The 23,523-nt window shown below is 31.9% G+C and carries 12 protein-coding genes and 1 pseudogene; 3 read left to right on the top strand and 10 right to left on the bottom strand.

All coding sequences use genetic code 11. The annotated features are described in order from the left end of the window. Positions 1-174 precede the first annotated feature (174 nt). Positions 175-1,536, bottom strand: a complete 1,362-nt coding sequence (locus CUL_RS0102595) for an MATE family efflux transporter (RefSeq protein WP_005584069.1) — start codon at positions 1,534-1,536, stop codon at positions 175-177. A gap of 218 nt (positions 1,537-1,754) precedes the next feature. Between CUL_RS0102595 and CUL_RS0102590 the strand changes: the two genes are divergently transcribed. Both CUL_RS0102590 and CUL_RS0102585 read left to right on the top strand, forming a co-directional pair. Continuing rightward, entirely contained in the window at positions 1,755-2,270 is a 516-nt protein-coding gene (locus CUL_RS0102590; RefSeq protein ID WP_025640408.1) for a hemerythrin domain-containing protein, read from the top strand. A 163-nt stretch (positions 2,271-2,433) separates the two neighbouring features. Further along, complete coding sequence (locus CUL_RS0102585; RefSeq protein WP_025640407.1) at positions 2,434-3,042, top strand: superoxide dismutase; 609 nt, start codon at positions 2,434-2,436, stop codon at positions 3,040-3,042. A gap of 83 nt (positions 3,043-3,125) precedes the next feature. Here the strand turns inward: CUL_RS0102585 and CUL_RS0102580 are convergent, their stop codons facing one another. The 4 genes from CUL_RS0102580 to CUL_RS0102565 all read right to left on the bottom strand — a co-directional run bounded on the left by CUL_RS0102580 (position 3,126) and on the right by CUL_RS0102565 (position 16,601). Beyond that, positions 3,126-11,135 carry a glycoside hydrolase family 94 protein gene (locus CUL_RS0102580; RefSeq protein WP_025640406.1) on the bottom strand — a complete coding sequence of 2,670 codons (8,010 nt, stop codon included), beginning with the start codon at positions 11,133-11,135 and terminating at the stop codon, positions 3,126-3,128. Between the two features lie 34 nt (positions 11,136-11,169). Beyond that, on the bottom strand, positions 11,170-13,578 hold the full coding sequence (locus CUL_RS0102575; RefSeq protein WP_051403481.1) for a sugar phosphate nucleotidyltransferase: 2,409 nt from the start codon (positions 13,576-13,578) through the stop codon (positions 11,170-11,172). A 123-nt stretch (positions 13,579-13,701) separates the two neighbouring features. After that, positions 13,702-15,393, bottom strand: a complete 1,692-nt coding sequence (locus tag CUL_RS0102570) for a phospho-sugar mutase (protein WP_025640404.1) — start codon at positions 15,391-15,393, stop codon at positions 13,702-13,704. Positions 15,394-15,416: 23 nt separating this feature from the next. Then, the gene (locus CUL_RS0102565; RefSeq protein WP_025640403.1) at positions 15,417-16,601 is read right to left on the bottom strand and encodes a M20 metallopeptidase family protein; all 1,185 of its coding nucleotides are present in this window, start codon (positions 16,599-16,601) and stop codon (positions 15,417-15,419) included. 153 nt (positions 16,602-16,754) lie between these two features. On the opposite strand from CUL_RS0102565, the gene CUL_RS0102560 reads away from it, so the two are divergent. After that, positions 16,755-17,183: a hypothetical protein gene (locus tag CUL_RS0102560; RefSeq protein WP_025640402.1), complete on the top strand. Its 429-nt coding sequence runs from the start codon at positions 16,755-16,757 to the stop codon at positions 17,181-17,183. A 320-nt stretch (positions 17,184-17,503) separates the two neighbouring features. Here the strand turns inward: CUL_RS0102560 and CUL_RS16510 are convergent. The 5 genes and pseudogenes from CUL_RS16510 to CUL_RS0102530 form a co-directional block, all read right to left on the bottom strand. Further along, positions 17,504-19,030: pseudogene (locus tag CUL_RS16510) on the bottom strand (IS1182 family transposase). Positions 19,031-19,254: 224 nt separating this feature from the next. Next, positions 19,255-20,151, bottom strand: coding sequence for a dihydrodipicolinate synthase family protein (locus CUL_RS0102545; RefSeq protein WP_025640401.1), 897 nt, complete (start codon positions 20,149-20,151; stop codon positions 19,255-19,257). An 84-nt stretch (positions 20,152-20,235) separates the two neighbouring features. Then, entirely contained in the window at positions 20,236-21,504 is a 1,269-nt protein-coding gene (locus CUL_RS0102540; RefSeq protein WP_025640400.1) for a nickel pincer cofactor-dependent isomerase, group 22, read from the bottom strand. 42 nt (positions 21,505-21,546) lie between these two features. Next, positions 21,547-22,710, bottom strand: coding sequence for a UxaA family hydrolase (locus CUL_RS0102535; protein WP_005587709.1), 1,164 nt, complete (start codon positions 22,708-22,710; stop codon positions 21,547-21,549). A gap of 12 nt (positions 22,711-22,722) precedes the next feature. Beyond that, positions 22,723-22,989: a UxaA family hydrolase gene (locus CUL_RS0102530; protein WP_005587711.1), complete on the bottom strand. Its 267-nt coding sequence runs from the start codon at positions 22,987-22,989 to the stop codon at positions 22,723-22,725. Positions 22,990-23,523 lie beyond the last annotated feature (534 nt).

The raw sequence follows: 23,523 nt of genomic DNA, 5'->3' as shown, positions 1-23,523 counted from the left end.
TTCACCATAAATATAACATAAAGAATTTTAAAATTCAATAGATTAAAAGAAAATATAATATTCTTAGCGATCAATGGTAATCGATTAGATATGAATGTTCGTTAATGTTTTGACCTTCTTTGAGTTTTAAATTTCAGAAGATAAGAAAAGAGGCCTGTTCTCAAGCCTCAAATATTACATATCTTCTATTATATTGGTTACCCATTTCTTTGAGAATATTCTTGGTAAACCAATTGATGCCTTTACTATCTCCTCTGAATAGACTAATGGCGTAACATAATATACTGGAAGTTCAAATACGAGAGCCCCCAAAAAAGCTAAGGGTACCCCCACTAGCCAAACAGCACCCATCTCTAATAACATGGAAAACTTAGTATCACCACCGCCTCTGAGAACACCTACAATCATGGTCCCATTGAACACCTTGACGGTGAAAAACAAAGCTAGTACATTTAACAACTTCTTCGAAGTTATATATAGCTGTGGGGTTAAATTTTTAAATATACTTAAAATAATATCCGATGATAGGTACAGACCTAGTCCTAAAATTAAACCTAATCCTACAGATAAGATTAAAAATCTATTAGCATATTCAATGGCAACTTCTTCCTCACCGGCACCAATTTTATTTCCTACCATTACAGTACAAGCATTTCCCACTCCTCTAGTTATTGTCATAAATAAGTTTTGTACTGTATTCAATATTTGTACTGCAGCTGCAGCTTCAGTACCTATTTTAGCATAAGCAATAGAATATAGGACGGTACCTAATGACCAGAAAGCTTCATTGACTATTACCGGATAAGCTGTTTTAATATATCTTTTTACAAAGTTTCTATTCCAATTAGTCATCTCTTTAATATTAGCTGCTAAAGGCCCATCCCCAGAATAAATAGAATATAAAATGAGACCCAATTCTACTACTCTAGCAATCACTGTCCCATAGGCAGCCCCTTTGATTCCTAAAGCTGGAAAACCTAATTTTCCAAATATGAGTAAATAATTGAATATTCCATTAGTAATAAAGGATACTAAGCTTACTACCATTGGCATTTTTGCATTGCCAACACTGCGGGAAGCTACTGCATATGAAAAGCTAAGTCCTGTAATAATATAACTAAATGAAACTATGGTCAAGTATTCTACACCAAGGCGGATTACTTCCGGGTCTTTACTGAATATCATCATAATGCGGTTGGGTATAAATAATGCAGCTAAAGTAAAAATAATTCCAATTATACTTGCTATAGAAAGAGATAGACCTAGTATTTTTTTTACATTTTCCCTATCCCTTTTCCCCCAAAATTGGGCAATAAATACTGCCGAGCCCGTAGATACACCAAATACGGTTACACCATAAAAAAAGAATACTTGATTGGCAAGGCCAACAGCAGCTAAACTAGCTTCTCCTAAACTGGTAATCATAAGGGTATCCAGCATATTCACAGATGATGCAATTAAATTTTGTAATGTAATAGGCAAAGCTATTGCAAATAAAGCCCTAAAGAAATTCTTATCTTTCCACACTCTCTTCATCATATCCCTCCTATCCACCCTGTTATATCTTTTTTTGCGTCAGTATTTATGATTCTATCATATATTTTTAATTTTGAATAGTGATTAAAATATTAGGGCTTCGAAATATATTTTAATTGGATCAAAATATATTGTCAATAAAAATTTTGACTTAGGTCAAGGATTTAAGTCAAATTTTCTAGTAAAATGGAAATACTAAAATTTATGGAGGTATTATCATGGAAAATAGGATAGTAGATTGGCAAAATGAATCATTAACAGATTTAGTCAACTTTATTACAGATGTTTATCATGAATATTTTCAAAAAGAGATGAAAAGCATAAGTACACTAACCACAACTATATTAAGAGTTCATGGTAAAGACCATAGAGAACTTTCAAAAGTTCATAGAATCTACCATATTATACAAATCAATTTAGTCCAAAGGATGATTAAAGAAGGAGTTAATATACTACCACTAATTAAAATATTTGAAAGAAAAGCTAGAAAGGAATTTCTAGAAGAAATATTCCAGGAAAAAGACCTATTAGAATCTGAGGAAGATAATATTCAGAATCTGTTTAAAGACCTAAACAAAATAACCAGTGGGTATTCTGCGCCAGAAGATGGCTGTGCTACTTATGATAGAACCTATGAAACCCTTAAGGAATTTGAATCCAAAGTATTAGAATATATCTATTTAGAAGAAGATATTTTATACCCTAGACTGAAGGAAGAATTGAATAAATATTAATGCATAACAAAGGCCTCTTTCTTTAAAATAGGAAAGAGGCCTTTACAATTCCCTTTTTCTGCTGATGTTAATTTTTATATGATAATGTTTATCATTATCATATTTGGATATATATAATAATAGATAATAACAAAATGATTATATAGATAAAGGAGAGAATAATATGGCTTTTAAATTACCAGAATTAAAGTATTCTTATGATGCTTTAGAACCTCATATCGATGCATTAACCATGGAGACCCATTATTCAAAACATCATAAGGGCTATGTTGACAATTTGAATAAAGCTTTAGAAGGACATTCTAAATTTCAAGAAATGTCAATTGAGGAGATTTTAAAATCTTTAGATGAATTGCCAGAGGAAATTAGAACTGCTGTAAGGAATAATGGTGGTGGCCATTATAACCATACATTATTCTGGGAGATAATGTCTCCAGATGGCGGTGGCAAACCAGATGGAAAACTTGCAAAGAAGATTGACGAAGATCTAGGTGGATTTGATAAGTTTAAAGAAGAATTGAAGAAAGCTGCTCTAGGACAATTTGGTAGCGGTTGGGCTTGGTTAGTCCTAAACAATGGTAAACTAGAAATTGTTTCTACTCCAAATCAAGACAATCCTATTTCTGATGGAAAGCCACCGATCCTTGGCATCGATGTATGGGAACATGCATATTACCTAAAATATAAGAATTTGAGAGCAGATTATATTGATGCTTGGTGGAATGTAGTAGATTGGAAAAAGGTATCGGAAATATTTGATAAAGTTAAATAATAAGCTATAATGAATAAGTTCTCATTTCGGTGCCAGGCACCGAAATGAGAACTTATTTGTAATAATTTTGTAATATTCAATTACTAGCTTCCCATCTCTACTATAACATTATGCTCTAATCCATCATCTATTAATTGAATATATTTATTATCTATAGAAACTCCATCTACCATCAGGCATTTGACGCCATTATTTATTCCTTTTGGATTTATTATCTCTATATCGTATTTTGTATTATTATATCTAAATTCTATTCTAAAACCTTCCCAATCCTTAGGAATACACGGGTCTATATATAATCTATCTTTTATAACTCTAAAGCCTAATATATCCTCTAAACCTACTGTATACATCCAACCAGAAGAACCTGTATACCAGGTCCAACCCCCTCTTCCCAAATGTTGAGGGTTTGTATATACATCTGCTGCTACAACATAGGGTTCTACCTTATACTTATTTGCTTCTATAGGAGTTCTAGAATGGTTTATTGGGTTGATTAGGCTAAATAATTTATAAGCCTTGTCTCCCTCTCCTAACATGGCAAAGGCTTTAACTACCCAAGTAGCAGCGTGAGTATATTGTCCCCCATTTTCCCTAATCCCTGGTACATAGGATTTAATGTATCCTGGTTCTTGGTCTGTAGTGTCAAAAGGTGGGGTTAGTAATGCTATTATCCCTTCTTCCTCATTTATTAAATAATTTTCTACAGATTTTAAAGCTTTTTTTATTCTTTCCCTATCCCCTATAGTAGAAATAACTGACCAAGATTGGGCTATAGAATCAATGGTACATTCGCTATTCTCCTTAGAGCCTATAGGTGTGCCATTGTCAAAGAAAGCCCTCTTATACCATTCTCCATCCCAGGCGTTAGTTTCTAAAGCATTCTTTAATTTTTCAATGATCCCTTTATATTTTTTAATTCTTTCAAAATCTCCTACTATATTACAAATAGGTATGAAATCTTTAAGTACTTTGGCTATAAACCATCCTAGCCATACGGATTCCCCTTTGCCCTTATATCCCACTCTATTCATACCATCGTTCCAATCTCCTCCCCCCATTAGGGGCAAATCCCTTTCTCCAAAGTTTAGAGATTTATCGATGGCCCTAATACAATGTTCATATACTGTACCAATATCTTCGGATATGGTAGGGACTTCATACCTTTCTTCTTCCGCTTCCTGCAAAATAGGGCTTTCTATAAAGGGAATCTTCTCTTCTAGTATACTTTTATCTCCAGTAACCTTAATATATGTTGCCACTCCTAAAGGCAACCATAGTAAATCGTCAGAGTATTTACTCCTAATTCCTTTATGGACTTCACTATCTGGTATTGGGTGCCACCAGTGTTGTATATCCCCTTCCCTATACTGATGTTTGCAATTTCTGAGGATCTGTTTTCTAGTCTTCTCAGGCATATGGTAAATAGCATTTACTACATCTTGCATCTGATCCCTTGCTCCAAAAGCCCCTCCCACCTGATAGAACCCAGCTCTTCCCCATATTCTACAAGCAATGGTTTGATACATTAACCAGTAGTTCATTAGATAGTTCATAGTATTATCTGGAGTTCTTACTTGGATAGTAGATAAAATTTTGTTCCAAAATTCTTTTACTGCTATTAAAGCATTTTTAGCAACTTGAATGTCTCTATATTTAGCTATTACCTGATAACCTTTTTCAAAATCATTATCTTCTCCTAGCAAAAATACTATTTCCTTTTCTCCATCTGCTGGAATATGGATATTTATCTCTATAACGGCACATGGATTATATCCAAATCCAACCTTATTAGACAACCTTTCCCTTCTAATTCCTTCAGGACTTTCATAATCAGGATAAACTCCTAAGAATTCCTTCCTATCTCCTGTATAAGACTTAACCATTTCTGAAGAACCTACGAAAAGGGTGCTGCCTTTAAATTCACTATTTGTTGAATTTTTGACTAAAAATATATTTTCCTTTATTTCTGTCTCTAACAACATTTCTGTTTCTTCGTCAGAAACTCCTAATACAGGCCTTATATAATAATATAGACTAATCTTTCTATCTTCACTGGTATCATTTTTTAATCTTATTAAATTAATCTTCACCTTATCATCTAGGGGGACAAAAACCGTTAGTTCCTGTTCTATACCTTGACTATGGTGATGGAATTTAGTATAGCCAATCCCATGGGTCACCATATAATCCCTATCATCTCGAATAGGTTTAGGAGTAATGGTCCAAATTGCCCCAGTATTGTCATCTACTAAATATACTATTTCTCCTGGCCTTTCTATTATTGGGTCGTTATACCAGGGGGTTAACTTGTTTTCCCTACTATTTTTAGACCAGGTAAATCCACTACCTTGTTCAGTAATTATGGTTCCAAAATCCCTATTGGCCAATACATTTATCCAAGGCAAGGGAGTGTTTACATCCTTTGAAAGTTTTATTATATACTCCTTACCATCCTCTGAAAACCCACCATATCCGTTGAAGTATTCTAAATCCAACGTTATATCTTTTTTAGGATATTCTACTAATTCCTTATTATATTCTCTAATGGGGATTGGTTCTGTTGTAATTTTTTTAATCCTAGGCCCTTCTTCCGTTTTAATTATTATCGTTGCCCATTTGAAGAATAGGAATAAATCCTCTTCTGGCATAGTATTTATATTTCTAATAAATACTCCTCCTGGAATGTCGACTACTTTGCCTCTTCTTTCATAGACTATTTCTCGTATATTTTCAAATAAAGGCTGATAATAGATACTATCTTCCTCATTCAATATAACTAAATCCACTGTCAATCCCTTATAAGACCAATACTCATGAAGATCCAATAACTGGATTAAGGTACCAATACCTTCCATGGACTTAATAGTAGCTAATATTATTGGATTATCTCCAGAAATACCATAGGCCCATAATCCTTCTTTTCCCTTTATATTCTGTTTTAGTATTGAAGCATAGGAATCTTTTATATTCTCATCTAGGTAGAATAAATAAGGAAGTAACCCTTCATATAATTTTGAATTGGACCTGTTTAGATTTAGATATCCCATTTCCGTTTGAGATTTAGTCTTATAAAGATCTATTGCCATTTTTATACTAGACTTATTATTATATTTCTTCAATATTTCTATAGCTTCATCTTTAGTCCTAGTCAGAGCTGTAATAAAAAATATATCCACCTTTTCCTTAGGCTTTAATTTTATCTTTTTTCCTATACTCATAATCGGATCTAATACTACTCCGGTAGTATTGGTAAGCCCTTTAAATATTCCTTTAGGACTGTCTAGGGAATTGCCCCTACCAATGAAATTTCCTCTATTGGTTTCATATTGAAATTTTTCTTCCCCATTATTGAACATCCTTACTCCATGAAGAATCCATATATCTTCCCCTTTCTCATCCCTTTTTCTTCTATTGGCTAAAATTCCTTCTTCTTCCTCAAGGGCTTCCGTTTTGATAAAGAGATTGTTGAAAGCAGGATGAGCCAAATCCGAGGCTAACTTTTCACCTACTATTTCAAAATAACTTATAGCCTCGAGAATGGATTCTTCATCTCCATTATTTATTAATCTAACCTTCCTTATTTCCCCAATTTCTTCCGGTAATAGGAATATGTCCATTTTAGTTTCAATATGCCCATCTTTCCGCCTAAAACTAGCCTTATAGGTTGAAAACTCCACATTATAATAATCTGATTCTTTATAAGTAGGCGCATAGGTCGTAGACCATAAATTATTATTTTTTACATCTTTGATATATATAAACTGTCCATAGGGAATTGATAGATAATCCTTTCTCCATCTATTGATAAATATATCCCTATTTTTTGAAAATCCTTCTCCCCTATTATTAATCATTAGAGTATAGGTATTAGAGGACAGAAGATGGCATTTAATATCCTGAAGATCTTCCTTTCCGTATATCCTTTTTACTAATTTTTCTTCCCTTTTCCTTTCAATATCTATCTCCTCTAGATTCTCCTTCTCCTTAGATATAATTGGATTTAAAGGAATTTTTTCCTGTAATAGGAATTCTCCACATTTCATCTGAGGGTCTCTATGAAATCTATCAATTAATATATCCTTGTTGATAAAATTGTTTATAGCCGCAAATATCATCCCTTGATGATGACTCATATAGGATTTAACTATACCTTTATCTAAATGGGAAGGCAATCTGTTGATACTATAGTCTATAGCTTCATAAAACCCATATTCTCCTTCTAAACCTTCTTCTTTAAGCCTTTTTATATTGGCTAAAACTTCCTCCGATTCAAATCTTAATGCTAAAAAGGTAGAATATGGAGATATGACCAATTCATCCTTTAACCCTCTTTGAAAACCTAAGGCTGGAACTCCAAAAGCCTTATACTGGTAATTGAGCCTATTGTCGAAAGCAAAAAATCCTGATTCGGAAATTCCCCAAGGTACATTGTTTTTCTTTCCATAATCTATTTGAATATTAATTGATGTTTTATAGGTTTCATCTAATAGAGTATTTTTATAATTTTTCAATACTAAAGCAGGCATTAGATACTCAAACATAGTTCCAGACCAAGAGGCAAGACTTATATGACTATTTTCCATGATTATGGATTTACCTAGCCTTTCCCAATGCTTTAGGGGCACCTCACCCTTTGATATGGCAATATAAGATGAAATCCTAGCCTCAGAAGCTAATAAATCGTAATGGGAGTTTAATACCTTCCCTTCTTTTACATTGTAACCTATATAAAAGAGATCTTTTACCTCATCATATAGTGGAGTAAATTTAGTATTATCAATTATATCTTCTATTCTATCTATTAAATTCTCTACCTTTTTAATTTCATTAAAATCTTCTTTATATTCTTTTAATCCTTCTTTAAGTACTATCAGGTAGGAAATAAAATTCCCACTATCTACTGTAGAGACAAAAACTGGTCTTAAAGGTTCTAAAGTTTCCGTATCATACCAGTTATATAAATGTCCTTCCCATTTTTCCATTTTTTCTATAGTATCTAAGGTTAGTTCCACCAAAACTACCATTTTTTCCGTGGTTATGAAGCCCATATCCCTGCTAGAGAGTATGGAAAGCAAATAGAAACCTATATTTGTAGGAGAGGTCCTATTTGCTACTCCATTATAGGGATATTCTTGAAAGTTATCTGGTGGCAAAAAATTGTTCTTACTATCTGTAAAGGTTTTATAAAACTTCCAAGTTTTTCCTCCAATTTCCTTTAATAATTTTAGTTCTTCTTCCCCTCTCTCTGTAATTTCAATTTCTTCTTTACTGATCTCATAGGCTACAACAGGTCCTAAAGACCAAAATATACCGATAATTAAGCTAATGATTGTATTAGATGGATTAAATATATAGGTAAGAACTATTAGTATTAGAGATATAATAAAGTTTCCTCTCATCAATTTAAAATAGCTGGTCATATCATTCCCCAGTTTTCTTTCCATATCAAAGGCAGTTGTCCACTCCAATAGATTTTTCTTAGAAACCAATACCCTGTATAGAGTTCTTACTATAGCATCTACCATCATTAACCCTTCATGAGGTAAAAACATAAAAGTTAATAATCCTTGATATAGATGGGTTTTATAACCATATATTATATTCCCATTCAGTTTCATCTTCTCAATTTTATATTTTCTATACAGCAAAGCTTCTATTGCCATTATTATTATAGGTAATAGTAAAACGGTCAGTGCTAATCCTATCCAGACAAAAATATTTCCAGGGAAAAATGTTAAACCTAAAAATATGGTCAATATCAAAGATACAGGCAAAAGGCTTCTTCTTAGATTATCTAAAATCTTCCATTTAGATAAAGGTGATATAGATTTTCCGTATTCTCCAGCAAGCCATTTTATTAATTGCCAATCTCCCCTAACCCATCTATGTTGTCTCATAATATAAGAACTATATTTTTCAGGATATCCGTCTATCAATTCTATATCCGTTGCTAGTCCTACTCGGATCAAACTTCCTTCTAGAAGATCATGGCTAAGTACAGCATTTTCAGGAACTACATCATTTATACATCTTCTAAATACTTCTAAATCATAAATTCCTTTTCCTGTAAATATAGCTTCCCCAAATAGATCTTGGTAAATATCCGATACTGCTGTACTATAAGGATCTATTCCTCCTGCTCCAGCAAATATTCGTGTAAATAGAGATTTGTTGCTACTTTCGATGTCCACCAATATTCTCGGCTGGATTATTCCATATCCTTCTTTGACTATCTTTTTACCTTTATCTATAATAGCTTTGTTTAAAGGATGGGAAATAGTACCTATTAGTTTTTTTGCTCCCTCTATAGGTAATTTAGTATCTGCATCTAAAGTAATAATATATTTGATTTTTCCTTTAAGTTTTGAAATATCTCCTGAAATAATATTAAAACTAGTATCTTCATCTCCTATAAGAAGGTTGTTTAACTCGACTAAAGCTCCTCTTTTCCTTTCCCATCCCATCCATCTCTCTTGGGTTGCAGAATAAACCCTCTCTCTATGAAAGAAATAGAATATCTCATCATCTGCAGCATATTTATCATTTAGCTCCTTTATTACCTTTAGCCCTTTATCTATTATTCTTTCATCTTCTAAGGCTATCTTATTGTCACTATCTTTAAAATCCCCTACTATTCCAAAGTATATATTCTCTAATCTATTTGATAGATAGTATATTTCCAAATTTCTAGCTAATTCCTCTACCCTATCTTCATTAGGTAGCAAAGTAGGTATAACAACAAAGGTTGCCAATTCTTTAGGGATTCCTTCTTTATAATCGACTTTAGGTAAAACTTTAGGCCTAAATCTTTTAGAATAAAGGTAATTAAATAAGTTTATGGAAATCGTCATAGTTGGAACAATTATTACAAAAAAAATTAGAATACCCCAATAGATATTTCCTTTATTATATCCATATTTACTAAAAAGAACTGTTATTAACAGGGAAGACAAAACTATTGGCAAATAATAACTATATGGATTTAAATAAATGCTGGGATTTTTATTACTTTTATTAAAAAAATTAAATAATCTCTCTCTTCCTTTATCTATAAGGTAATATCCAATGTGGGCTTTTTTATCTCTACTTCCTTTTTCCCATTCTTTCTTAGCAAATTCCAATGCCTTTTTAGATAATAGTATTTCCTGAACATTGAATCTATCTGCCAACCTTTGAATTTCATGCCTATAATAGCTTTTTGATTGAGAATCCATATTTTCATATATTTTTACCGGGTCTTCGATAAGTACCCTTTCCACAATACATATAGAATGGAAAATATTCTCCCAATTTAGGGAGGAAAGGTTCCTTAAAGATGTCATACAATATCCTAAGGATATTTTAAATTTAGATTGAATAGTATATTCATTTTCTAAAGTTTCTTCAATACTTCTTCCATAATAATCTAGCTTTTTATTTATTCTATCTAATATTGTTTGAAAGTTTTCCTTTTCCTCCCTTATTTTCCTAACTATCTTTTCTATTTGTATGGAGTTCATACTAGGTACATTTTCAATAATCTCTTCAATATTATCTTCTATAGATAGATCTATATTATCTACTTTTCCCCAAGCTTCATTGATTTTTAGAAAGTTAAATGAAATATTTCCAATCCACTCCATAAGACCTAAAGTGATATATCTTGAAAACTGGACTATCTCCTCTAAGGCTAATATATCTTCCCTTTGAAAGTCATTAATAAAGCTTATTAGGTTTTCCTCTGTTATGCTTCCTGATCCTTGGGAAATTAGTTCTAAGGCTAATAGATAAACTCTGGGATACCCTTTATATTTGCCTGTCTCTATAATCTTTAATACAATCTTTTTTTCTTTTTTTATATTCGCCCTTAGCTCTTTATATATTAGCTCTATTAAATAAAAATTATCCAGCAGCCAGTCTGTACCTTTTGGTAAAGCCTGCCCTTTGGATATATCCCTATTAAATTTTAAATATGCCTTCTCTATCTTCTTAAAACTTTGGTCTAACCTATTTAAAAAGAACCTTTTAGTATTGGCCTTTCTAACAATTTTATATAGAGTATGGATTTCTTCTTCCTCCACCAATGACCTATTAATATATTTTGTCCACATCTTTTGTCCTCCCTTTCACTGCTAGATTGTTAAATTAATCCTTTAACAATCTCCTTATTTTATTATCATATTTTTCCCATAATTCTTCTGCATACTCTTCATCATTACCTTCTATATATAGATTAAACCTTGGCTTTTCTTCATCTGGAATTATTAATGCCCAACCTTTGTCATCAATAAATCTAATTCCTTCTTTAAGTTCTACACCTTCTTTTCTATCTTCTGTCAATCTTCTAATGATATTTCCTTTATTATCCCATTTACAGGGTATTTCTTTCTTAAAATAGAAATACTCAGGTAATTCTTGAAGCAATTTATTTAATACTATATCGTTATCCATTATATAATCAATGATTTTTCCTGTAGCCCAAATACCATCAAAACTTAACACAAATTGAAAATCCAATTCTTTATTGACTATAGTTTGAATTAAATCAGAAATATTGGATTTAGTATAGATAGTCTTGCTATTATATTTTTTTGCTATCTTTTCAACAATCCTAGGAAAATTATAAGGTATTACCGCTTCTTTAATCTCTCCAGTTTTAAAACCTATTAGTAATGATAATAGATAATATTTTTCATCCTGGACAATATTAAACCCATCGGTTAAAGCAATTCTTTCACAATCTTCACTATAGAGAATACCTAAATCTCCATCTTCCTCTAATACTAAGTTTTTCATGTCTTCTATTTCTAAACCATTTCTATATTCTGCCACCATAACATTACAACCTATTTTATTCAAATATCTTTCTGCTAATCTGACAATATTATTAGATGGAGCGGCAATAATCAGTTTAGGCTTTTTATTTCTAATTTTATGGACATTTTTTAGTCTTTCTATACCTTCTTTTAGATAGATGGATGAAAAATTATAAATATTAACTATATCCTCTATTTCATCACCGCTACACCTTTTATAATCTTCTATGATCATAGTGTTTTCAATTTTTCTTTCCGTTCCTTTATCAATATTTCCTCCCTTATCATTTATTATTTCTATATATACTAGATTTTTATTATATTCATCTGTCCTTATCTGAACTCCGCCATCTGCTTTAAAATGTTTTACTCCGAATCTACACATAGGCATGGTACTATCTTCAATATTGATTACCAAAGATCCAGTAGATAAAATTCCAGATATAATAGAGGATTTTATGGATTTAGATAGATTATGCTCATCGCTATTTACTATATAAATACCTTTACTTTTGATTACTGTAGCTAAACTAGTTCCCAGCTTAACAGCTATTTCTGGAGTTATAGTAGCATTATAAATGCCAGAAATATTCCTAGAGCCAAAAAGCTTTCTAGATGCTTTTTCTTCCCATACCATATTTTCATTTAGAGTAATATTCTCATCTATGGTCTTGTGTGGCCATATCTTAACTCCAGGTTTAATGGTGCTGTTTTTAAGTATTTTAGAATGTGCACCTATTACAGTTCCTTCAAATATTCTATTTCTTTCATCTATTTTTACATTATTACATATGACAGCTTTTCTAATTTCACAGTTATTTGAAATATCTACATTGTCCCAAATAATACTCCTTTTTATAGAACTACCCTCTCCTATACTACAGTTATTCCCAATTACCGTATAAGGCTCTAGACTTGCTTGAGCCTTTATTACAGAGTTTCTTCCTATATATACAGGTGGATATATTTTAGCACCTCTTTCAATTATGGTTCCTTCTCCAGCCCAGATACCTTCCCCTTGATTGTCTTCTAAAAGATACTTTTTACTTTTCTGGCTCAATATATCTTTATGAGTATTTATGTAGGTACTTAAATCACCAACATCACACCAATATTCTTCTGTTATATATCCATAGATAGGTACTCCGTCTTCCAGCAATTTAGGGAATAAATCCTTACTGAAGTCGAAATTTTGGCCTTTTTTATAATATTGAAAAACCTCTGGCTCCAATATATATATTCCTGTGTTAATGGTGTCACTAAATACTTCTCCCCAGCTAGGTTTTTCTAAAAATCGTATAATCTTTCCATCTTCATTGGTTACCACCAAACCATATTCTAATGGAATAGGCTCTTTTTTTAAAATCAATGTGGCTTTAGATCCTTTTTCAACGTGGAAATCGTAGGCTTTTTTTAAATCTATATCAGTAAAAGCATCTCCGCTTATTACAACAATAGTAGTATCCAGGAAATCATCAGCATTCTTTACACTGCCTCCTGTGCCTAAGGGCTTTTCCTCTATATAATATTTAATATTAACATCAAATTTGGAACCAGAGCCAAAATAATCCATAATCATATTAGGTAGATAATGTAATGTAACTGCAATATCCTTTATTCCATGCTTTTTCAATAATTCTATTCCATATTCCATAACTGGTTTGTTAAAAATTGGTACCATTGGCTTAGGTAAATCACAGGTTAATGGCCTAAGCCGGGTACCAATTCCTCCAGACATAATTACCCCTTTAATAGTAATCACTCCTTTATTGCCTAATACTCATACATGGATATCTTGTGGAACTTTCCCTAATTTTATACATAAAAAACCTTCCCATTTTAAATCTGGGAAGGTTTTCCGTTATCTTATAGATTTAATCCTATCCATTGTTGCTTTTTCTATTAATCTAATCTTTTCTTCCGATGAGATTTTATTTTCTCCCTTTGAATAGATATATATTTTTATCTTTGGCTCTGTTCCTGATGGTCTAACTGCATACCAAGAACCATCATTAAAGAAATATTTTAATACATTGGATTTGGGATTTCCTGTCTCATCTCTTAAATAATCTATAGCCTTTGCTAATTTCATATCCTCGATGGAGATAATAGGGGTCTTTCTAAAAGAATCCATTATTCTTTTAATCCTTTCCTGTCCTTCAACTCCTTCCAATACTATGGAAATTAGCTTTTCAAAATAATAACCATATTGTTCATATAATTCTTCTAATCTATTTAATAGTTTTTTCCCTTTTTCCTTGTAGAAAGCAGCCATTTCCGCTATTAACATAGAGGAAATAACTCCATCTTTATCCCTAACAATGGTACTATAAACATAACCTATACTTTCCTCATATCCAAAAATAAAGGTATGTTCATGAGTTTTGTCGAATTCATTAGCCTTTCCACATATATGTTTGAAGCCAGTAAGAGTTTCTAAAGTAGTCACATTATAATCCTCTGCAATTGCTCTACTTAAATCTCCTGTTACTATACTTTTAACTATGGCTCCATTTTTAGGAATAGTATCTTTCTTATCTTTGGATGATAATATATAATCTACTAGTAAAGCTCCTGTTTGATTCCCATTTAAAAACACATATTCCCCATTATCATCTTTAACCATACAAGCTACCCGGTCACAATCTGGATCTGTTGCTATTAAAATATCTGCCTCCTTTTCTTTACCATATATTTTAGCATATTCAAAAGCTTTAACATCTTCAGGATTTGGATATCCTACAGTAGTAAAATCTGGATCTGGTTTTTCCTGTTCAGGTACTACATATACTTCTGTGAAGTTTCTTTCTTTTAATACTCTCCTAACCAATTTATTTCCTGTACCATTTAATGGTGTATAGACAATCTTGATTTCTTTATCTATATCATCGTTTATCCCTAATTTTTTTACCTTTTCCACATATTCATCATCAATCTCTTTGCCTATATACTGGATAAGTCCTTTTTCTATTCCTTCTTCTAAATCAATTAGTTCAATATTGGAAAAGTCTCCAATATTGTTTATATTGTTAAGGATCTCTTCGGCTATATCATCTAATATTTGGGAACCTTCTTCCCAATATACTTTATAACCGTTATAATCTTTTGGATTATGACTAGCAGTAATAACTATTCCGGAGATTGTGTTCAATCTTCTTATAGTATAGGATAAAAGTGGTGTAGGCCTTATATCATCAAATAAATAGACCTTTATACCATTAGCTGCTAAAACCCTAGCTGCTATATGTGAAAACTCTTTAGAAAAATGTCTAACATCATAAGCTATGGCTACTCCCCTTTCCATAGCCTCTTTTCCTTTATTTACGATGGTATCTGCTAATCCTTGAGTAGCTAAAGATACAGTGTACCTGTTCATCCTATTGCTTCCTGCACCAATTTTACCCCTTAGCCCAGCAGTTCCAAAGGTTAAATCTTTATGGAATCTATCTTCTATTTCCATTTCATCATCTTTAATGGCTTTTAATTCCCTTTTAGTTTCTTCGTCAAAATATCCATTATTTAGCCAGTATTTGTATTTGTCTAAAAAATTCATTTTAAACCTCCCTATTTTCTATTCTATTTTTTTAAAAACTCTAAGGCATTTTTCACTTGAAGTAAAATACCTTTGGTTAAACAATCCTCATCTATATCAAAATAAGAGGTATGACCACTATAAATAATGCCTTTTTCTCTATTTCCAGAACCTAAATGGAAGAAAGCAGAAGGCCTTGCAGCTGCAAAATAGGAAAAATCCTCTACCCCAAAACTAGGATAAGGCATTTGATATACATTGTTTTCGCCTAATAATTCTAATCCATTTTTCCTAACAATATCCACCATATCATCATCATTAATCAAAGCAGTATAGCTTTCTGTTCTCATAAATTCACCTTTTCCACCTAAAGGTTGAGGTGTTTTTTCTACTATGTTTTTTATTCTATGTAATACTAGCTTTCTCGATTCTTCTTTTAGAGTTCTAACTATTCCTTCCATTTCGACCTTATCTGCAATTATGTTCCTTGCATATCCACCCTTTATGGTCCCAATAGTCAACACTGCAGAGGACCTAGGATCTACATTCCTGCTCACTACCGTTTGTAAAGCTACTAATACCTGACTAGCTATAGCAATGGCATCTATTCCATCTTGAGGATAGGCTCCATGGCTATTTTTTCCATAAATTATTATTCTAATCATATCCGAGGCTGCTTTCATCTGACCATATTTAATACCAATCTGACCAGTTTCAAGACTATTATCTACATGGAGACCAAAAACTCCATCTACATAAGGATCCTCTAATACCCCTTCCTCTATCATAGGTAATGCTCCACCAACGGTTTCCTCTGCTGGCTGAAATAAGAGTATAATATTTCCATTTATATTATCTTTTATGTCGTTAAGCACCTTACTAGCTCCTAGTAAAATAGCTGTGTGGGCATCATGACCGCAGGCATGCATCTTCCCATCTATTTTAGATTTATAAGGAACATCTTTTTTATCATCCATAGGTAATGCATCTATATCTGCCCTAAGAGCCACAGTCTTTCCTTTGTTTTTTCCTCTTATTATCCCTACTACTCCAGTATTTGCAACTGTCTTGTTTTCAATTCCCATCTGATTTAAATATTCAATAATCTTATCCCTAGTTCTGTACTCTTCTAGTCCCAATTCTGGGTATTGGTGAAAGTCTCTTCTTATATCTATTACCCAGTCTTTTATCTCCATCACTTTTAATTCCAAATAATCGTTTTCTACCATGGAGTCACTCCTTGAATAGGTTTTTAATTATTATAACATATACCAATACCAAATAATAAAAATCCATTAATTAATTTTATTATTAACAACCCAATTACCTTTCCCATATTATGTATCATGGATTAATAATACTTTATTAAGGAAGGTGGAAAGATGGACAAAATTAATAATATAGAAATACCCAAATTGATTAGCCCTGATATTATTGAATCAGTCATAGAGAATGAAGAAGCTCTTAGTGCCTTATTCCATTTACAAGAAGAAGAATGTTTTTTAAAAAAAGGTAGTAGCAGAATAGCATGGAATTCAAAAATGTTGAAATTTATACTATGTGATATACAGATTTACTTAAAGGGTAGTAAATATAAAAAAGAAGATGTGGAAGAAATTAATACTAATGATAAATTTGATATCTACATAAACGTATCCGATATATCCAATAAAAAAATAGTTGAGAACCATGAAAAAGAGATTAAACGTATAAAAGAATGGCTTGAGTCAATAGAAATAGAGTTAGAGAATATCAAAAAAGTATTAAAAGAAAAAAACACGAGAAACTGGGGAACAATAAAAAACAAATGAATAGTAAATCTTCTTAAAAAATTTATTTAATGGAAGTAACAAGATTAATGAATTGGAATATAATGCTAATGGGCAAAAGGCCTTAACATTGTTTAAATTGTTCGCCCAAGAATTTTATTGATGCAATCCAAGAAGGGGGTGGCATAATATGTCAGTTTGGTTAAAGAAACCATAAAAACTGTGCTTGAAAATTCACCAGATATGAATGAGCCATTACATTCTAGAGATGGTAGAAATGAATGTAAATTTGGCGATTGCCCAAAAGCAGAATGTTGTTTTAATATTTGTAGGAGCATTGTAATAAATATTTGTGATTAGTCTTATAGATAGAACTGCTTAATAAAACCCAGACTAGACATGTCTAGTCTGGGCATTTTGTTGAAAAACACGGTTTTCTTTCTTATGAAAACCGTGTTTTTCAACAAAATAATAATGAAACTATACAAATCAATTATTAAACCATGCAAATTAGTACATGGATTGGATGGATTAGGTCCATCTTTTCCGGACCTCCACATCCAGTTTGCCATCTTCTTTAAATTCATACAAACAACAATAAGCATAGCCTGCGCCTTAACTTTTCCTAGTCCTCTTAAGGTTGTCCAGCGCACGCCATACTTCTCTTTCATATCTGCAAATATACGCTCAATTGTTTCCTTACGCATTTCATATATTTCTTTATTAATACTTATATGCCTTAAATGCTCAACCTCTTCCATGTAATCTGCCAATATATGACGAGTAACAACTTTAATATGATTTTAGCTACTTGTACACTTATTTAAATATGGACATTTCACACATATCTTAGGGTCTGATTTATACTCTCTATATCCGTCTCTATTGGTTGTGCTATACTTTAATATTTGATTATTTGGACATATCTAACAGTCATAATATCCATCATATACATATTCATATTTTCTAAAAAATCCTTTCTTACTTCTTGGTCTTGTGTAGGGCATTATTGGCCTAATTTCTTGATCTATCAGTAATTTTGATATATATGGAATTTTATATCCAGCATCTACTGCTACATATTTTGGCTTACCAATGTTTTTCTTAACTTTTTCTAATACTATTTCAAACATTGTACTATCATGAACATTTGCAGCAGTTACATTTATTCCAAGTATGAATCCATTCTTATCACAAGCAGTATGGAATGAATATGCGTAGCACTTTTCCTTTTCACTCTTATGCAGCATTCCACTATCTGGGTCAGTTTTACTTTCCTTTACTTCTTTGTATTCTGTTTTTTTACTCTTATCCAGTGGCTTTTTACCATGTGCTTGTCTATCTTCATTGATTTCTTTATCTAGCAATTCTTGATATCTACGCATTTCTTTTTCTAATTTTACTTTATTATATTTCTTTTTATTGGCATTTGCTTTTACATGGGTTGCATCTATGAAAACAGCATCTACCTTTACGAATCCTGCATCTATTGCTTGCTTTAAAATATGCATAAATATTTTTTCAAATATATTTGTACCTTTAAATCTCCTTACATAGTTCTTTCCAAATGTAGTGAAATGAGATACCTTATCATTAAGACCATAACCAAGAAACCAGCGATATGCCACATTTGTTTCTATTTCAGCTATTGTTTGCCTCATTGATTTGATTCCAAAAATATATTGAATGAAAACAATTTTGAATAGAACAACAGGATCTATACTTGGTCTACCAGTTTCAGTGCTATACTTGTCTTTTACTAAATCATAGATGAAACTAAAATCTATGCAAGCATCTAGTTTCCTAACTAAATGATCTTCAGGAACCAATTGATCAATAGATGTAATTTCAACTTGAGTTCTTTTATCAGAATTATTTATTGTTAGCATAATAACAGCCCATTTAAAATTTGTTATATATTATATATTCTACAAAAAAGCAGAAAACCCTTTTTGAATTTAAGAATTTTCTGCTTTTTAATTAATTTATTATACTTTGTCTTCAGTCTGAGATAGTCTCCGTTTACAGACTATCTTATCCATGTCAATCAATTAATTAAATTTATTCATAAAAAATTGATTATAATTTATTGCTTAGTAAAACTAAATAGCAATTAAAGTACTTGTGCATTTACCAAAATTTCTTTTACTTTAGCTTTTTCATCTTCTTTCAATGGCAATAATGGTTTTCTTACTAAACCACCTTCAAACCCTAATAGATCACAGGCATATTTTAATCCTGCAATCCCAAAGGTTGCTGTAACTGCTTTGTTTACTGGGAACATCCTTTCATATATTTCTCTAGATTTTTCCCAATTGCCTTCTTCAAAATATTCTTGGACTTCTATACATTCCTTAGGTGAACAATTGGCTAAGGCCATAATAGATCCTTTTATTCCAATAGTTAAAGCAGGATACCATGCTGAAGCTGTCCCAACAAGTAAGTTAAACTTACTTTCTTCAATAACCCTTTTAAAGTCTACTAATTGAGGTATACTTCCTGAACTATCCTTCATACCAATAATATTGGGATGTTTGCTTAGAACTCCAACTGCATAAGGAGATATATTAATATGTGTAAACTTTGTTACATTATAGATCATAACAGGTATTTTTACATTATCAGCTACTTCTGTAAAGTAGTTTATTAAAGCTTCATCATTCATTTTCCCTGAATAGTATGATGGAGTCAAAATTAGTGCTGCATCTGCACCGAAATCTGCTACTTTATTAGTAAGGTCTATAGTAGCTTGAGTTGATTCTAAACCTGTTCCTGCTAACACAATTTTGCCCTCTTTTTTATGTTTAACTGTTAGTTCTACTAATTTAAGTTTTTCTTCTTCATTCAAATAGGCCGTTTCACTGTTAGAACCAAGTACCAAATAACCTGCTAAGTCATATTCATTCCATCTCTCCATATTCTTTATATGTTTGTCGTAATCTACTTTACCTTCTTCATTAAATGGTGTTATCATTGGTGGGATAACTCCCTTAATTTTAAAATATGACATAATTTTAACCTCCATTAACAATTATTTTCTAATAATAATTACTCTATATATTAAGTAATAAGTAAAAGAGCTTTTTACGATCAATCAAAATAGATTTCCATATTCATTAAAATTTGGTGGTGTTAATACTCCAATAATTTCTAAATTAGGGTTTTGCTTTGCTTCTTCTATTAATTTTTCTGAAATATAAATATACTCCATATCTAATGTATTTTTTATCCTAACTATCTTTGCGTCTAATTCATTTTCTAAATTGCTAGTCTTTATTGCTCCTTGTATTGCAAGTTTATCATTATCTAATACCATAGGAATTTTTATAGTCTCCTGTACTGTTGATGTGATGGAGTTTGGATATGTTTGATCAAATCTCATCTTGTCAAAAAATCTTTTAGTAGTAAAATCAGATAACCCAATGCCATTTGCATTACCATGGGATTCATTTGTCAAATCTAATACAACTATTTTTTTGATCTTAGGACCACCAGATGCATAAGGGGTATGGTATCTTCCTATGATATTCGTGTCCATTCCTGTTCCTGTAATGTTTTTACCTATTTCATCTAGAACAAGAATATCAAATTTATCAAAATAAACTTTGGGTAGCATTCTTTTTGATTCTTTTTGAAGCTGAGGTTCTAGATTTAGTATTTGTTCCTTTTCCATGGCAATTATTTTATAAGTTTCATCATAAGCATTTTCTAACAATCCTATGGCAAAGACTATATTTTTCTTCTCAATTATAACACTTGCTATTTTGGGTAAATTTTCTGCCATTTTCCCAAATCCCTGATGGTGACAAACTTCAGCCCCCTTCTGTTTCCCAAGACCAATAGTTATCATTTTGACTAATCCACTTTCATAGGGTCCACGGAATCCAACATGGGGTTTTATCCTATTGATTACAACTATCCCATCTGCTTCGTTAGCATATTTATCTATATATACGGGTAAGCTATCTTCTGTTTCACCTATTTTTACTACTTCCATGGAGGATTTAATTGGCGCTCCGCAAAATTCTTCTGTTATCCCCATACTATTTAAAACCTTAATCTGTCCTTCTGCATTAGCTCCTCCATGACTACCCATAGCTGGAACTATAAAAGGTTGTCCACCAACTTCCTTTATATTTCTTGCTATTTCTTTGATAATCCTATCTATGTTAGCAATTCCTCTGCTACCGGCAGTTATAGCAATCCTATCACCTTTTTTAATATTATTTAAAAGATTTTTCTGTATAAGCTCTTTAGTTGTTTCCTTTTCTATATTCTCAATTTTAGGTCTAGGGAATTTTTGTCTAACCTTTACGAATTTTGGTATAGACACATTCCCTAATAATTCATTAAAAATACTCATCTTCATTCTCCCTATAATCAAATAAATTTTATCCTGTATGTTTTAAACTCTAGTTATACAGAATAGTTCATCGTGTTTTAATATTTCTGCTTTAGCTTTCTTGCCCGAAGCTACACCAAGGATAAAATCAAATATTTCCTTTCCTTTTACTTCAATGCCTTCGCCTTCACTTATTATTGTTCCTGCATTAATATCGATATTTTCACTCATCTTTTCAAAGGTAAATGAATTGCCAGTTACTTTGACAACTGGTACAAATGGAAATCCTGTAGGAGTACCTCTTCCTGTAGTGAATACAATAATTTGTGCACTTCCACCAACAAAACTGGTCACTACTTCCCCATCATGGCCTGGTGAATTCATTAAATAAACTCCGCCTAATTTTTCTGGCTTTTCGGCATAATCTACTACTCCTTGAATAGGTTTTGAACCAGATTTATAAATTCCTCCTAATGCCTTTTCTACTACCGAACTGACTCCTCCATCAAAATTGCCTGTGGAAATTAGAGCCCCCCTGTGACAAAATTCCTTTTTTGTACCTATTGTCCTTAATTTATTTTCCATTTTACCAATAGTATTCTCTATATCCTTGGCTACTTCTTCATTAACCGCCCTTGCTGATAAAATATGTTCTGCACCCAAAAGTTCTGTAACTTCAGAGAATAATATGGTCCCACCATTATCTACAACTAAATCAGACATTGTACCTACAGCTGGATTTGCAGCTATGCCTGATGTAGCATCTGTTCCTCCACATTTTACACCAATAATTAAATCTTTCAAATCACATGGAACTCTTTCTTCCATTGAAAGTTCTAAAGCCCACTCCTTTGCAATTCTAACACCTTTTTCAATTGCCTTTAAAGTATCTCCTTCTTCTTGAATTACTACTTTTTCAACTGGTTTGAGTGATTTAGATATTCCTCTAACAAATTCATCTGGTGTAAATCTCTCGCATCCTAATCCTACTACCAATACAGCAGCAAGATTAGGATGGTTACCCATTGCAATAAGGGTTCTTGCTGTGATTTCTAAATCCTCTCCTACTTGGCTACATCCTACAGGATGATTTAAATATACAGCTCCTTCTACCTGTTCAGCAATCATTTTTGCCACTTTATTTGCGCAAAATACAGAAGGAATAATTCCTATATAATTTCTAACTCCAACTTGACCATTTTTTCTTTTATAACCCATAAATTGCATTATTATCTCCTCCTATTTTCCTCTTCTACATCCCATATTATGATTGTGAATCCATTGTCCTTTTGCTATATCTTCCAAAGCATACCCTATCTCTTCACCGTATTTGTAGACAATATCTCCCCTAGAAATATCCTTTAGAGCAATCTTATGCCCAAATTGTATATCCTCGAGAGCTTTAACATTTTCATCTTTATAGCAACAGAATTCTCCTGCTTTACAATCTTCAAGTAATACTCCCACATTATCTTTTTCATTTATTACAAGCAATCTTCTATTCATCGTCATCCTCCTCGTATACTATGTTTAGAAGTACTTTTTATTAGGTCTTCTAAGCATAGTATTATTTTTATACAATTTTTAATTGAGATATCCTAATGCTATAATTAAACTAAGGATAATTAGCGAAGGATAATTCTGCTCCTCCTTGCAAAACCTTATGGTTATTGCCCATTAAGCATGCTTCCTGACTTAGTCATCATAATCTTCCAACTCAGATGCTGCATCTCTTTGACTAGACCAACAGCAAGGTAATTTTCAAAGATGAATGCTAATAGTGCGAGGTTGAAGTTAGTGACTAAGATTAGGATATCTCTTTTACTAATTGTTCTCCAACTACCTATGAAAGGCGGTGATAATATGAAGAACAAAATTTTATCAACTTTATTTGTTGGTATTGATGTTAGTTCTAAGACTAATGTCTTATGTGCTCTAGATTTTCAAGGGAATAAACTTCTTAATCTAAAGGCTTCGAACAACAATCCTGGTGCTGAATCTATGTCAAAAAGTATCGTGGAGTGCTTAAGTTCTAATAAG

This window comes from [Clostridium] ultunense DSM 10521 (genome assembly GCF_000511955.1).
Taxonomy (GTDB): Bacteria; Bacillota; Clostridia; order Tissierellales; family Tepidimicrobiaceae; genus Schnuerera; species Schnuerera ultunensis.
The sequence above is the reverse complement of the archived record's forward strand: the minus strand, read 5'-3'. Positions and strand labels throughout refer to the sequence as shown.